Below are 12,861 nucleotides of genomic sequence, written 5' to 3' on the forward strand. Positions count from 1 at the left end.
ACGCGACAAGCCAAAGCAAAAGGGCCTGGGTGCAATGCACCCGGGCCCTTTTTGTTTGTTTTTTGCTGGCTGCGGCTCAGAAAGTCAGTTGATAGGCAAACACCAGCAGATTGCTCAACACGATCGCAATTACCTGCAGCACCACGATGGCGGCAAGGGGCCGACAGGTCCACGCCGCCGATCAGCGGGATGAAGCGGCGGAATGGCCGCACCAGCGGGTCCGCCAAACGGGAAATCAGGTCGAGCAGCATAGGCGACGCGCCCGGCACCCACGACAGCACGGCATAGACCACCAGGAGCGCGGTCAGCCCCGAGATCGCGAGCTGCAGCAATCCCACGAGCGACACCAGCGGCAAGGTGGCGATGCGGCCGAGATTGCCGATCAGGAGCCACAGCAGCAGGAACTTCAGCAGCACCAGCAGCCAGGCGGCGATCAGGCTCGCCAGGTCCCAGCGCTTGACCGAAGGCACGATGCGCCGCAGCGGCAGCACGATCCAGTCGGTGATCGCGAAGATGAAGCGGCCGAGCGGGTTGCCGAACGGCACCCGGTGGTACTGCATGTACAGGCGCAAGAGGCAGGCGCCGCCGAGCAGGCCGACGATCACGTCGAGGAGGAAAGAAGGTATCTGGTACAACATGTCGATTGGGAGAAAGGTGCAGTTGCACGACTGCTCCGATTCTGGCCCACAAGCGCCTCGCGGCCACCCACCTGCCCCACAGAACACCATGCCTTTGCTGAGCGTTGTCCTTCCTACCTTCAACAGCGGCGAGTTCGTCGTCGAAACGCTCCAGTCGCTGCTGGCCCAGACCTTCTCCGATTTCGAACTGCTCATCATGGACGACGCAAGCTCGGACGGCACCTGGGAGCGCCTGGCCAACTTCGACGATCCGCGCATCAGCCGGCATCGCAACGGCTGCAACGTCGGTCTGCCCACCAACATGAACATCGCCATGGCAATGGCGAAGGGCAAGTATCTGGCGCGTGTGGACCACGACGACTGCGCATTGCCCGAGCGGTTCGCCCTGCAAGTAGGCTTTCTGGAGAAGAACCCCGACATCACCGTCGTAGGCAGCCAGCTGGAGCACTTTCACGACGAGGCAGGCGTCACCGGCCTACCGCTCGACGATGCCACGATCAAGGCGCGCATGGTGGAAGGTGCCAACTATCTGGCGAACCAAAGCACGCTCGGGCGTCTGGACTTCTACCGCGCGCACGCACTTCAGTTCGACCCGAACCTCTACGTCGTCGACGACCTGGGTTTCTGGATGGACTGCATGCTGCACGGTGCGCGCTTCGCCAACCTGCCCGAGCCACTGACACGCTACCGCATTCACCCGAACATGACGTCGCGCACGTTGCGTCTGGATCGGCTCTATGCCTCGAAGGACCGGATTTATCGACGCTTCCTGCCGCTGCTGTTTCCGCAATTGCGGGGACACGATTGCGAGCAGCTGTTGGCCCTGTACCGACGTGCAGAGGATATGCCCCAGACGCTGGCCCATCTGGTGAACCTGCACCGCGCGGCCCGCGTCGCTCTGTCCGAGATCGACACTCGCTGGGGTCAAAGCGCGGATGGCTGCCGGACGTCGATCATCAACCTGTTAAACCGCGCGCGACAGGGTTTTGAGGCGCGCGGGATACTGGGCTCAGAACACGCGACAGTTCTCGATTTGATCTTTCAATCTCATTGACTTCGGCATCACGGCCCAACCCTCAACGTGCCCATTCCTCTTTTCCCGCTTGGAACAGTCTTGTTTCCCGGCGGCCTGCTCCCACTGCGCATCTTCGAGGTGCGTTATCTCGACATGGTCGGCAAATGCCGCAAGGCCGACGCGCCATTCGGCGTGGTCAGCCTCACGAGCGGCAGCGAGGTCCGCAAGGCCGGCGCCGATGCGGAGAGCTTCGCGGCCGTCGGCACGCTCGCCGTCATCCGCGAATTCGAATCGCCGCAAAGCGGTTTGCTGCAAATCGAATGCATTGGCACCCAGCGCTTTCGCGTTCGCAGCACCGAGTTGCAGAAGCACGGCCTGTGGGTCGCCGAGGTGGAGGCGGTGATCGAAGACGTCGCGCTCGAAATCCCGGACGACCTCAAGCACACGGCCAGTGCACTGCGGCGCTTGGTCGACACGCTCGAAGAACGCCGCCGGGCCCAGGGCGCCAAGACGGTGCGGCTGCCCATCGGCGAGCCCTACCGGTTCGACGACTGCGGCTGGGTCGCGAACCGCTGGTGCGAGCTGGTGCCGATGCAGCTCGAGCTGCGGCAGCGGCTGATGGAGCTCGACAGCCCGCTGATGCGGCTCGAGCTGGTGAGTGATCTGCTCGCACGCACGGGCATCGCTGAATAGTTCGCTATATTTTCCGTAGCGCATCGCGCAGGATTGGCGGGCGCTTTGAGCCAGTTTCATTCGAATCTGATCGGCTAAAATCCCGGGCTCGCGCACGCTCCCGTTGCGCCTCACCCGCTCCCCATGTCCGATCACCTGACCCCTCCCATTCCTACGCTCGCTGCAGCCCCTGTCGCAGCCCCCGCCGTCGACGACAACAAGCTCATCGCCGAACGCCGCGAAAAGCTCAAGCTGCTGCGCACCGCGCAGGTCGAGGGCAAGGGCGTCGCGTTTCCCAACGACTTCAAGCCGGGCCATCGCGCCGCGGCGCTCGTCGCGGCGCACGATGCGGTCGAAGCCGAAGCGCTCGAGGCACAAGCCATTTCCGTCAGCGTGGCGGGCCGCATGATGCTCAAGCGCGTGATGGGCAAGGCCAGCTTCGCGACCCTGCAGGACGCCACCGGCCGCATCCAGCTCTACGTGACACGCGACGCCGTCGGCGAAGAAGCCTATGCAGAGTTCAAGCGCTGGGACCTCGGCGACATCCTCGGGGCTGAAGGCACGCTGATGAAGACCAAGACCGGCGAACTGTCGGTCAAGGTGACCAAGCTTCGCCTTCTCACCAAGAGCCTGCGCCCGCTGCCCGGCGATTTCTACGGCATGGCCGACCAGGAGCAGAAGTACCGCCAGCGCTATGTCGACCTGATCACCGACGAAGCGGCCCGCGTTCGCTTCACCGCGCGCAGCAAGGCCGTGAGCGCCCTGCGCGAATTCATGGTCGCCAACGACTTCCTCGAAGTCGAAACGCCCATGCTGCACCCGATTCCGGGCGGCGCGAACGCAAAGCCCTTCAAGACGCATCACAACGCGCTCGACCAGGAGATGTTCCTGCGCATCGCGCCCGAGCTGTACTTGAAGCGCCTGATCGTCGGCGGTTTCGAGCGCGTGTTCGAGATCAACCGGAGCTACCGCAACGAGGGCATCTCGGTGCGGCACAACCCCGAGTTCACGATGATGGAGTTCTACGCGGCCTACTGGAACTACCGCGACCTGATGGACTTCACCGAGACGCTGATCCGCACCATCGCCGACAAGGCCGTGGGCTCGCAGCAGCTGACGTACGGCGGCAAGCCCGTCGACCTGAGCCAGCCCTTCGAGCGCCTGACGATCCGCGAAGCGATCCTGAAGCACACCGACGCTGGCGATGGCGTGGACGACACCGCCTGGCTCATCAACGGCCTGCGCAAGCTGGGCCTGAGCGAAGAAAAGGACAAGCTCTCGCAGCGCAGCCTCGCGAGCCTGCAGGTGATGTATTTCGAAGAGACCGTCGAGGAGAAGCTCTGGCAGCCGACCTTCATCATGGAACACCCGACCGAGATCTCTCCGCTGGCACGCGCCAACGACGAGCGCCCCGAGGTCACCGAGCGTTTCGAGCTCTACATCACGGGCCGCGAATTCGGCAACGGCTTCAGCGAGCTGAACGACGCCGAAGACCAGGCCGCGCGCTTCAACGCGCAGGTGGCCGCCAAGGACAGCGGCGACGATGAAGCCATGTATTACGACCACGACTTCGTGCGCGCGCTCGAATACGGCATGCCGCCCACCGGCGGCTGCGGCATCGGCATCGACCGGTTGATGATGCTGCTGACCGATTCGCCGAGCATCCGCGACGTGATCCTGTTCCCGGCGCTGCGCAGGGAGTCTTGAGCGTGCCCTCACCGTCGTCGCTGCCGACGATCGGCATCGACTTCGGCACCTCCAATTCCGCCGTGGCCTGCCGGGTCGATGGCGTAGCCCGCCTGCTGCCTATCGAAGGCAGCGCCACCACACTGCCGACCGCGATCTTCTTCAACGCCGAAGACCGCACCACCCATTTCGGCCGCGAGGCCATCGCCCTGTACCTCTCGGGCGTCGAGGGGCGCCTGATGCGATCGCTCAAGAGCCTGCTCGGCAGCGCCCTGATGCAGGAGAAGACGGCCGTCTACGACGGGCTCGTGAGCTTCGAGGACATCATCGCCCGCTTCCTGCGCGAGATGGCGGTGCGTGCCGGGCGCGAGCTCGGCGGGATTCCCGAGCAGGTCGTGATCGGGCGGCCGGTTCACTTCGTGGACGACGACGCCAAGCGAGACGAACGGGCCGAAGAGAGCCTGCGCCACGCGGCTCGCGCGGCGGGTTTTCGCGACGTGGCCTTCCAGCTCGAACCGATCGCGGCCGCCTTCGACTACGAGCAGCGCATCACGAAGGAATCGGTGGTGCTGATCGTCGACATTGGCGGCGGCACCTCGGACTTCACGGTCGTGCGCGTGGGTCCCAACCGTGCAACGCGCACCGACCGCAGCGACGACGTGCTGGCCACCAGCGGCGTGCACATCGGCGGCACCGACTTCGATCAGCGCCTGAACCTCGAACGCGTGATGCCGGCGTTCGGCTTTCGCCACCACGGGCCGCAGGGCCGCGAGGTGCCGAGCAAGGTGTTCTTCGAGTTGTCGTCGTGGCACTTGATCAACTGGCTCTATGCCGCCAAGGCGGTTCGCCAGGCGAAGGAGCTGCGCACCAACTATGCCGACACGCAGCTGCACGACCGGCTGATGACGGTGCTGGAAGAGCGCCACGGCCATCGCATTGCCAGCGAGGTCGAGCAGGCCAAGATCGACGCCTCCGTGACCGATGCGCAGACCTCGATCGACCTCTCGTGCGCAGAAGCGGGGTTGACGGCCACGCTCTCACCCGCCGACATGGCGCAGCAGCTTTCCGCCCAACTCGAGAACGTGATCGCTAGCGCGCACGCCTGCGTCAAGCGCGCGGGCCTGCGCAGCGGCGACCTCGATGCGATCTACCTCACGGGCGGCTCGTCGGCGCTGCGCCCGTTCCAGCATGCGCTGCGCAGGAGCTTCGCCGGCGTGAACCTGGTCGAGGGCGACCTGTTCGGCGGTGTAGCCGCCGGGCTGGCCTGCGCGACACCGCAACGGCGCCGGGCATGAAATGAAATACCTTGCGGGTTATCCGGCGTCCCTGCAGGAGCAGGTCAGCCAGCTGATCGCGCAAGACAAGCTCTCGGCGCTGCTGGGCCAGCGCTATCCCGGCGGCACGCACGACATCCAGTCGGACCGGGCGCTCTACGACTACGTGGCTGGGCTCAAGAACGAGTTCATGCGCAAGGCCGAGCCGCTGGCCAAGGTGATGTTCGACAACAAGCTGCACGTGATCCGCAATGCGCTGGGCACACACACCACGGTCTCGCGCGTCCAGGGTGGCAAGCTCAAGGCCAAGCGGGAGATCCGGGTGGCCAGCCTGTTCAAGGAGGTGCCTCTCGTCCTGCTGCGCATGATCGTCGTGCATGAATTGGCACACATGAAGGAGCGTGAGCACGACAAGGCCTTCTATGCGTTGTGCACGTACATGGAGCCAAGCTACCATCGATTGGAGTTCGACCTCCGGTTGTACCTGACCCATCTGGACGCACGCGGCGAGCCCCTGTGGGCCAGCGTCGCGTCGAACGCGCCGCCGCGCGACTCCCCGTAGCAACAGACAAGGCCTTCATGTCCTCCCAACCGATCGAGACCATCTTCTCCAACATCTTTACCGCTAACACCTGGGGCTCCGCGGAAAGCGCCTCGGGAGCGGGCTCCGAATTGAGCAACACCGCGCAGGTGATTCGGGAACTGCCCGTACTGCTGCGCGACCTGCAGGTGCAATCGCTGCTGGACGCACCCTGCGGAGACTTCAATTGGATGCAGCACGTCGATCTCGCCGGCATCGACTACCTCGGTGCGGACATCGTCGACACGCTGGTGCAACGCAACACCGAGCGCTTTGCGCGCGCCGGCCGCCGGTTCAGCAAGCTGGACCTGTTGACCGACAACCTGCCCAAGGTCGACTTGGTGCTCTGCCGCGACTGCCTGTTCCACTTTTCCCATGCGGATGTGTTCCGGGCACTGCATGCGCTCGTGGCAAGCCGCTCGAAGTGGCTGTTGACCACTACCTTCACCTACCGCACCCTTCCGCGCAACGGCAACATCGCAACCGGCGAGTGGACGCCGATCAATCTCGAATTGCCGCCGTACAACCTGCCGCCTCCCAGGCGCCTGATCATCGAGGGCAACGTGACCGAAGCGATCATCTATCCCTCGGCGCAAGGCCAGTACCAGATGCCCCAGAACGACCGTTGCCTTGGCCTGTGGCTGCTCGACGATATCGGTGAGACTCTGGCGCGCTTGGGACGCTGAAGCCTTCAGACTGCGGCCTTGGCCTTGAGCTCTTCCACATCGGCCACAACGAGGCCGTGGCAGTAACCGCCCAGCGTGCGCATGTCGATATCGCCGGGGGCCATGTCGGCGTACTTGCCGGCACGGAATTGATGCTTGGACCAATACTGGTCTGTATGCCACGCATGGATGTGCAGAACATCGCTTCCGAGCGCACGGCTCGCATACGGCAGATGGTCCAGGAGCCCCAGTGAACACTGCTGGGGATATGTGCGGCGGACCGCCAGTTCGCCCGCGTACATCGTCAGCACGTTCTTACACCAGCCGGGCCAAGCCCCCTGGAAATCACGGAACTCCTCCTCCAGCAGCTTGTTGCAGAAGTCCATCTGGGCATCCAGGAAGTTGCAGACGAATTCAGAGGGCCCCAGGACCGATGCGCCGACGTTGTGCATGCCCGCGTGCGGAAAGCCCCAGCGCAGGCTGCACTCGGACAGCTTTCTTCGCACCTGTTCTTCATACGCGTAGCCACCGAAGCCGAAGCACAGGCCGGTGGGCGTGAATTCCACCAGTGCCGGTGTGACGAAAGTGTCGCAATCGGTCTTCAGGATGACGTCGTACTTGCGGCACTCCTGGACAACCGCCGCGTCGCACAGGTTCGCCACCGAGTTGATGTAGCCGTACCCGGCCCATTCGGCATGGGTGTCCACGTAGGGCTGGCTCGGAATGACCACGATTCTTTCGTCCGCCGGCAGCCGGTGAACGACGTTCGGATGGCACACCGCAATGATCTTTGCCCGAGCGAACAGGCCCGAGAAAATCATGCTCTTGTAGAGCCATGAGAACTCGTCGACGATTTCTTCCTTGTCGTCGATGTACACCAGCACACCCATCGTCATCGTTTTTCCTTGATTGAAGGCGCTATCGGAGCCGCTGCGCGCGTGCGTCCAACGCAGCCATGTAGGCCGAGCGGTAAGGCTCGCCAAGATTGATGAAATGCACGAGCAGCGTTTCTTCGGTCGCCAGGTGCGGCGGCGTATTGATGCTCAGGTTGTCCAGAATGTTCTCCGGACCGACCAGCCCCTCGGCCGTCAGCACCTCGTTGGTGTAGTACTGGTCGCCCTGGCTCGCGTAGACGGTCGATTTGTCGTCCACACCGCCGATCCGCGCCCAGATGCTTGCCAGCAGCTCCGCGTTGCGAGCCGTGTTCCTGAAGCCCATCACGCCCGAATTGAACGACCAGGCCCCGACGTCCTTGCCCAGCAGCAGGTCGCGACCTTGCAGCAGGTCGTCGATGCGACGGGTCTGGTTGAGGAACAGGGTGTCCGCATCGATCCAGATGATCCAGTCGTGCTGCGCGAGGTGCTGTTGCAGCAGCCATGTCCGCACCCACGAGCCATTGATGCTCGGGCCGATCTCCTCCGGCACGGCCCTGTACACGTGATAGGTGTACCCGTGCCTCTCGCAATAGCGCTTCACGTTGTGCTCGGAAATGCGCGCGTAGCTGTTGATGTGATGTGTGTAGAGGGTTAGGAACGCGATGTGCCCGCCCGGGTTGTGGGTCGTGAGCGCATCGCTGGAGAGTTCAGGATAGGCCGCCGACTGCATGACGGGGCGCCCGTGCATCAGCGCGTCATTGACCTGGTCGACCAGCAGGCGCTGCAGGTTGAAGTCGTGCAGCATGTCTTCGCGCAACCCGCTGCCCGGCGCGGCGATCGGCAAAGGCCCCAGGTTCACCACGAAGATACGGGCGTGGAACCACTGGCTGATGCGCCAGGAGACGTTCACGTAGATGTCGCCTATCGTCGCGTTGCACGCCAGCATGCCCGCGGGGCGAAGGCGCGCCGCCTCGTCGAGCCGGTCGGTCACGAGCGCGATCACCCGGCCGCAGTCCTCGATCAGTTGATGCAGCAGGGCCCTATTGGCGGGCATATTGCGCAGCACCATCATGTTGGTCATCGCCAGGCCCGAATGCTCGCCGACGGCGGGGCCTTCGAGCACCAGCAGGTCGCGGCCCTCCATCAGGGTCTCGATGGCAACGGGGTGGAAGACCACCGAATCGCCATCGAGGTAAAGCAACCAGTCGCCGTCGACCAGCTTGCGCAGGCGGCGAAGGATTTCGCTGTACCGGGCGCCGTCGCGCAAGGCGGGGTGGAGAATGTGGTCGGCGTCCGTCCACTGGTGGTCGTAACCGAACGAGCGGCAGTAGTGCGCGTGATTGCGCAATACCGCATCGTCCTTGCGCTGGAAGAAGCTGAGGCACAAGGGCATGGTCGATCTTCTCGGGGATGGAGCGCGTTAGTGGTTGCCGACGTGTGAAAGCTGCCGCCTGGCGCCACGATAAGCGGCCGATGCCGTCAACGCGGACCATTTCGAGGCTGGCGCCTGGGGCAGCAGCGCCTGCCGGCGCGTTTCGCTCGCAGCCTGCCCCTTCCATCGCCCTGTAGCCGCAGCGGCGCCAAAGCCCTCGAGCAGTTCGTCCAGCAGCGCGCCGTCGTCGCCGACGCTCTGGTTGCAGACCATGGCCAGGTCGCATCCCGCATCCAGCGCCGCCAACGCCGCATCGGTGAAGCTCAACAGCTCGCCATCGATGTACCGTCCCGCCTCCATGCTCAGGTCGTCGCTGAAGATCGCGCCATCGAAGGCGAGCCGGGTACGCAGCACGTCCTGCAGCCACTTCGACGAAAAGCCTGCCGGCCGCGCATCAACCTTGGGATAGATGACGTGCCCCGGCATCACTGCGGCGAGCGTGCCGGCGAGCCAGTCGTAGGGCTTGGCGTCATCGGCCAGGATTGCCTTGAGGCTGCGCCTGTCGACCGGAATCTCGACATGCGAGTCGGCATTCACGAACCCGTGCCCCGGAAAGTGCTTCCCGCAATTGCGCATGCCCATCTGCAGCATGCCGTGCATCACGCTCTTGGCCAGCAGCGACACCACGCGCGGGTCGCGGTGGAAGCTGCGGTTGCCGATCACGCTGCTGCCGCCGTAATCCAGGTCGAGCACCGGTGCAAAGCTGAAGTCGATGCCGCAGGCCCGCAATTCGCCGGCAAGCACTTGGCCCGCCGCTGTCGCGGCCTGCGTGGCACGCATCGCGTCGCGCATCCACAGCTCGCCCAGCGAACGCATCGAAGGCAGGTGCGTGAACCCGTCCGTGCGAAAGCGCTGCACGCGCCCGCCTTCGTGGTCGACGCAGATCAGCAGGTCGGGGCGAATCGCCTTGATCTCGGCATTGAGCGCGGTCATCTGCGCGCGGTCCTGCCAGTTGCGGGTGAAATGGATCACGCCGCCGACCAGCGGGTTGGCGAGGCGCCGGCGGTCGGCGTCGTTGAGTTCGGTGCCCGCCACATCGATGATGAGCGGCGCGTGGATGCTACTGGTCGTCGTCGCGGTCATGTTTCGTTCTTGATGTCTTTGTGCTCCACCACGACGAAGCTCGCGGCGTATTCGGTTTCGTCGGTCACCGTGACGTGGGCGGTGAGGCCCTTGGCCTCGAACCAATCCTTGAGCTCGCCGTGCAGCACGATGACCGGCTTGCCGCTGCGCAGGTTGGCGATCTCGCACAGGCGCCAGGTCATTGGCATGCGCATGCCGAGGCCGATGGCCTTGCTGAAGGCCTCCTTGGCAGAAAAGCGGGTGGCGAGATAGCTGAGCCCCCGCTTGGGCCAGCGCGCACTGCGGGCTTGCCAGACCGCGAATTCGCCATCGCTCAGCACCTTGCGCGCGAACCGTTCGCCCTGGCGCTCGAAGGTCGCGGCGATGCGGCGCAGGTCGCAGATGTCGGTGCCGATGCCGTAGATCATGCAGGCCGAGCCTGTTGTTGCGCCTCTGTGATGCAGCGCAGGTATTCGCGCGTGGTCGCGGTGTAGCCGAGTTCGAGCGCGTCGGCGACGAAGGCGTGGCCGATTGAGACCTCGTGAACGCCGCGCACGGCGCGGAGGAACGCGGTCAGGTTGTCGCGGCTCAGGTCGTGGCCGGCGTTGACGCCCAAGCCGGCGGCCCGCGCTGCGCGTGCCGAATCCACGTAGCGCGCGAGCACGGCCTCTTCGTCGGTCGTGCCGCGCGATGCGGCGTAGCCCTCGGTGTAGAGCTCGACGCGGTCCGCGCCCACCGCCTTGACCGCGGCCATCATCTCGGGAATCGGGTCCATGAACAGGCTGACGCGCACACCCAGCGCCTTGGCTTCGGCGATCAGCGGGCGCAGGCGCTCGGCGTCGTCGGGGAAGCTCCAGCCATGGTCGCTGGTCGACTGGGATTCGCTGTCGGGCACGAAGGTCGCCTGGTGCGGACGCAGTTCGCGCACGAAGTCCATCAGGTTGTGGAAGGGATTGCCTTCGATGTTGAACTCGATGCCCGGCCAGTCTTTCGCGAGCAGCGCGGACAGGTCGCTCACGTCATGCGCGCGGATGTGGCGCGCGTCGGGCCGGGGGTGCACGGTGATGCCCTGGGCGCCGGCGGCAAGGCATGCATTGGCTGCGGTCAGCACGCTCGGAATGCCCAGGTGGCGCGTGTTGCGCACCAAGGCCACCTTGTTGAGGTTGACCGAGAGGGAGGTGGTCGTGGTGCCGGCGTTGCCTGAAGTGCTCATAGTGCTTGCAGATCTCTCATCATTTGCCGCGTGCGCAGCGTGGACACGCCGCAATGGTAGTTGAGCAAGGCGCGCAGCTGGTTTCTGAGGGCGCTGTTGCTGCCGGCGTTCATGGTGGCGATTTCTCGCAGGGTGGCGGTAAAGGGCGCGCGGTCGTCGAGCACCGACTGAAGGGCCTGCCAGTCAGCGCCGACCAGGCCGGCCTCGCCCTCCATCGCCGTACGAAGTCCCGCCTCGGGCACGAGGCTGTAGCGCACGCCGGTGTCGAGCGGCTCCAGCGTCAGCGTCTGCACGTCGAGCGAGGGCAACAGACCGACTTCGCGCAGCAGGATCAGCTCGAATGCCCGCAGCGCGGCGGCCTGGGTTGCCGCCTGGGCCCCGGCATGGTCGCCCGCCAGCACCTGCACCACGCCGGCATAGGCGTCGAAGAGCGCCTCGTGCGCGTCGTCCCGCGCCAGCAGGCGCAGCAGCAGTTCATTGATGTAGTAGCCCGAGAGCAGTGCCTCGCCTGTCGGCATGACATGGCCGCCCATCCACTCCGCGCCCTTGAGCGTGCGGATCTCGGCATCGCCGCCATAGTTGAGTTGCAGCGGCTGCAGCGGCAGCAGCACCGGCCTGAAATTGGAACTGGGCCGCTTCGCCCCCTTGGCCACCAGCGCGATGCGCCCGTGGTGCCGGGTGAAGACCTCCAGGATCAGGCTCGACTCGCTCCAGTCGTAGCGATGGAGCACGTATGCCGGTTCGTGCGAAACGCGGTGGGCAGCGGCCACTTCATTCGTAGCCGAAGGAGCGTACGCGCGCCTCGTCGTCGGCCCAGCCGGAACGCACCTTCACCCACAGTTCGAGGAACACCTTGGCGTCGGCCAGCTTCTCCAGTTCGACGCGCGTTTCCATGCCGATGCGCTTGATGCGCTCGCCCTTGTCGCCGATCACCATGGCCTTGTGGCCGTCGCGCTCGACCACGATGGTGGCGGCGATGCGCAAGAGGCGCTTCTGGCCCTTCTTCTGGGGCGGCTCTTCCTCGAACTTGTCGATGATGACGGTCGAGGTGTAGGGCAGCTCGTCGCCGGTGAGGCGGAAGAGCTTTTCGCGCACCAGTTCGCCGGCCAGGAATTTCTCGCTGCGGTCGGTGAGCTCGTCCTCGGCGTAGAACCAGGGCTGCTCGGGCAGGTACTTTTCGCAGATACCGAAGAGGCGCTCGACGTCCTTGGCGTTCTTGGCCGACATCGGCACGAACTCGGCGAAGGCGTGCTTCGCCTGCATGGTCTGCAGCCAGGGGGCGATGTCGCCGCGGCGGTGCACGTTGTCCAGCTTGTTGGCGAGCAACACGGTCGGAATGCCCTTGCCCAGGAGCTTGAGCACCCGCTCGTCGGCGGGCGTGAAGCTGCCCGCCTCGACCACGAACAGGATCAGGTCCACGTCGCCCACCGCGCCCTGCACAGTCTTGTTGAGCGACTTGTTCAGCGCGTTGGCGTGCAGGGTCTGGAAGCCCGGCGTATCGACGAACACGAACTGCGTCGCCCCCAGCGTGCGCATGCCGGTGATGCGGTGGCGCGTGGTCTGCGCCTTGCGCGAGGTGATGCTGATTTTCTGGCCGACCAGCGCATTGAGAAGCGTCGACTTGCCCACATTGGGCTTGCCGACGATGGCGATGAGGCCACAGTGTTGGGGGCCGCCTGCGGCGGCGCCTTCGCCGTCGCCTGCTGCATCTTGGGGTCCGGCTTCTGGATTGGTAACGTCGTTCATTGT

At 64.8% G+C, this 12,861-nt stretch carries 13 protein-coding genes and 1 pseudogene; 6 read left to right on the plus strand and 8 right to left on the minus strand.

Annotated features, from left to right (window positions below; translation table 11 throughout):
- Positions 1-76: 76 nt before the first annotated feature.
- Positions 77-638: pseudogene (locus QFZ83_RS20785) on the minus strand (YggT family protein).
- 88 nt (positions 639-726) lie between these two features.
- Between QFZ83_RS20785 and QFZ83_RS20790 the strand changes: the two are divergent.
- The 6 genes from QFZ83_RS20790 to QFZ83_RS20815 all read left to right on the plus strand — a co-directional run bounded on the left by QFZ83_RS20790 (position 727) and on the right by QFZ83_RS20815 (position 6,551).
- Complete coding sequence (locus QFZ83_RS20790; RefSeq protein ID WP_307509646.1) at positions 727-1,692, plus strand: glycosyltransferase; 966 nt, start codon at positions 727-729, stop codon at positions 1,690-1,692.
- A gap of 27 nt (positions 1,693-1,719) precedes the next feature.
- The gene (locus QFZ83_RS20795) at positions 1,720-2,346 is read left to right on the plus strand and encodes an LON peptidase substrate-binding domain-containing protein (protein WP_307509648.1); all 627 of its coding nucleotides are present in this window, start codon (positions 1,720-1,722) and stop codon (positions 2,344-2,346) included.
- A gap of 123 nt (positions 2,347-2,469) precedes the next feature.
- Positions 2,470-4,032 carry a lysine--tRNA ligase gene (gene lysS, locus QFZ83_RS20800; RefSeq protein ID WP_306879762.1) on the plus strand — a complete coding sequence of 521 codons (1,563 nt, stop codon included), beginning with the start codon at positions 2,470-2,472 and terminating at the stop codon, positions 4,030-4,032.
- Positions 4,029-5,306, plus strand: a complete 1,278-nt coding sequence (locus tag QFZ83_RS20805) for an Hsp70 family protein (protein WP_373425392.1) — start codon at positions 4,029-4,031, stop codon at positions 5,304-5,306. The genes lysS and QFZ83_RS20805 overlap by 4 nt, the downstream gene beginning before the upstream one ends.
- 1 nt (position 5,307) lies before the next feature.
- A complete protein-coding gene (locus QFZ83_RS20810) occupies positions 5,308-5,847 on the plus strand; it encodes a M48 family metallopeptidase (protein WP_307509651.1) in 540 nt (179 codons plus the stop codon).
- A gap of 17 nt (positions 5,848-5,864) precedes the next feature.
- The gene (locus QFZ83_RS20815; protein WP_307509654.1) at positions 5,865-6,551 is read left to right on the plus strand and encodes a class I SAM-dependent methyltransferase; all 687 of its coding nucleotides are present in this window, start codon (positions 5,865-5,867) and stop codon (positions 6,549-6,551) included.
- Positions 6,552-6,556: 5 nt separating this feature from the next.
- Here QFZ83_RS20815 and QFZ83_RS20820 read toward each other — a convergent pair whose 3' ends face one another.
- Genes QFZ83_RS20820 through era form a run of 7 tightly spaced genes read right to left on the minus strand, consistent with a single transcriptional unit; the run spans position 6,557 to position 12,858 of the window.
- Entirely contained in the window at positions 6,557-7,426 is an 870-nt protein-coding gene (locus tag QFZ83_RS20820; RefSeq protein ID WP_307509657.1) for a hypothetical protein, read from the minus strand.
- Positions 7,427-7,448: 22 nt separating this feature from the next.
- A complete protein-coding gene (locus tag QFZ83_RS20825; RefSeq protein ID WP_307509659.1) occupies positions 7,449-8,798 on the minus strand; it encodes a galactosyl transferase GMA12/MNN10 family protein in 1,350 nt (449 codons plus the stop codon).
- Positions 8,799-8,825: 27 nt separating this feature from the next.
- On the minus strand, positions 8,826-9,920 hold the full coding sequence (gene nagZ / locus QFZ83_RS20830) for a beta-N-acetylhexosaminidase (protein WP_307509661.1): 1,095 nt from the start codon (positions 9,918-9,920) through the stop codon (positions 8,826-8,828).
- Positions 9,917-10,327 (minus strand): holo-ACP synthase, encoded by a 411-nt coding sequence (gene acpS, locus QFZ83_RS20835; protein WP_306879776.1) that lies wholly within the window; start codon positions 10,325-10,327, stop codon positions 9,917-9,919. The genes nagZ and acpS overlap by 4 nt, the downstream gene beginning before the upstream one ends.
- Positions 10,324-11,112, minus strand: coding sequence for a pyridoxine 5'-phosphate synthase (locus tag QFZ83_RS20840; protein WP_307509664.1), 789 nt, complete (start codon positions 11,110-11,112; stop codon positions 10,324-10,326). Before QFZ83_RS20840 ends, acpS begins: the two co-directional genes overlap by 4 nt.
- Positions 11,109-11,882, minus strand: coding sequence for a DNA repair protein RecO (gene recO / locus QFZ83_RS20845; protein ID WP_307509667.1), 774 nt, complete (start codon positions 11,880-11,882; stop codon positions 11,109-11,111). Before recO ends, QFZ83_RS20840 begins: the two co-directional genes overlap by 4 nt.
- A gap of 1 nt (position 11,883) precedes the next feature.
- Positions 11,884-12,858, minus strand: a complete 975-nt coding sequence (gene era, locus QFZ83_RS20850; protein WP_307509670.1) for a GTPase Era — start codon at positions 12,856-12,858, stop codon at positions 11,884-11,886.
- Between the last annotated feature and the right edge of the window lie 3 nt (positions 12,859-12,861).

The sequence above is a fragment of the Variovorax sp. W1I1 genome (genome assembly GCF_030815625.1).
Taxonomy (GTDB): Bacteria; Pseudomonadota; Gammaproteobacteria; order Burkholderiales; family Burkholderiaceae_C; genus Variovorax; species Variovorax paradoxus_C.

Bases quoted from the DNA above. Each gene is read 5' to 3' on its own strand.
- QFZ83_RS20790 (WP_307509646.1), top strand. From the start codon at position 727: ATGCCTTTGCTGAGCGTTGTCCTTCCTACCTTCAACAGCGGCGAGTTC.
- lysS (WP_306879762.1), top strand. From the start codon at position 2,470: ATGTCCGATCACCTGACCCCTCCCATTCCTACGCTCGCTGCAGCCCCT.
- QFZ83_RS20810 (WP_307509651.1), top strand. From the start codon at position 5,308: ATGAAATACCTTGCGGGTTATCCGGCGTCCCTGCAGGAGCAGGTCAGC.
- QFZ83_RS20815 (WP_307509654.1), top strand. From the start codon at position 5,865: ATGTCCTCCCAACCGATCGAGACCATCTTCTCCAACATCTTTACCGCT.
- QFZ83_RS20820 (WP_307509657.1), bottom strand. From the start codon at position 7,426: ATGACGATGGGTGTGCTGGTGTACATCGACGACAAGGAAGAAATCGTC.
- QFZ83_RS20825 (WP_307509659.1), bottom strand. From the start codon at position 8,798: ATGCCCTTGTGCCTCAGCTTCTTCCAGCGCAAGGACGATGCGGTATTG.
- nagZ (WP_307509661.1), bottom strand. From the start codon at position 9,920: ATGACCGCGACGACGACCAGTAGCATCCACGCGCCGCTCATCATCGAT.
- acpS (WP_306879776.1), bottom strand. From the start codon at position 10,327: ATGATCTACGGCATCGGCACCGACATCTGCGACCTGCGCCGCATCGCC.
- QFZ83_RS20840 (WP_307509664.1), bottom strand. From the start codon at position 11,112: ATGAGCACTTCAGGCAACGCCGGCACCACGACCACCTCCCTCTCGGTC.
- era (WP_307509670.1), bottom strand. From the start codon at position 12,858: ATGAACGACGTTACCAATCCAGAAGCCGGACCCCAAGATGCAGCAGGC.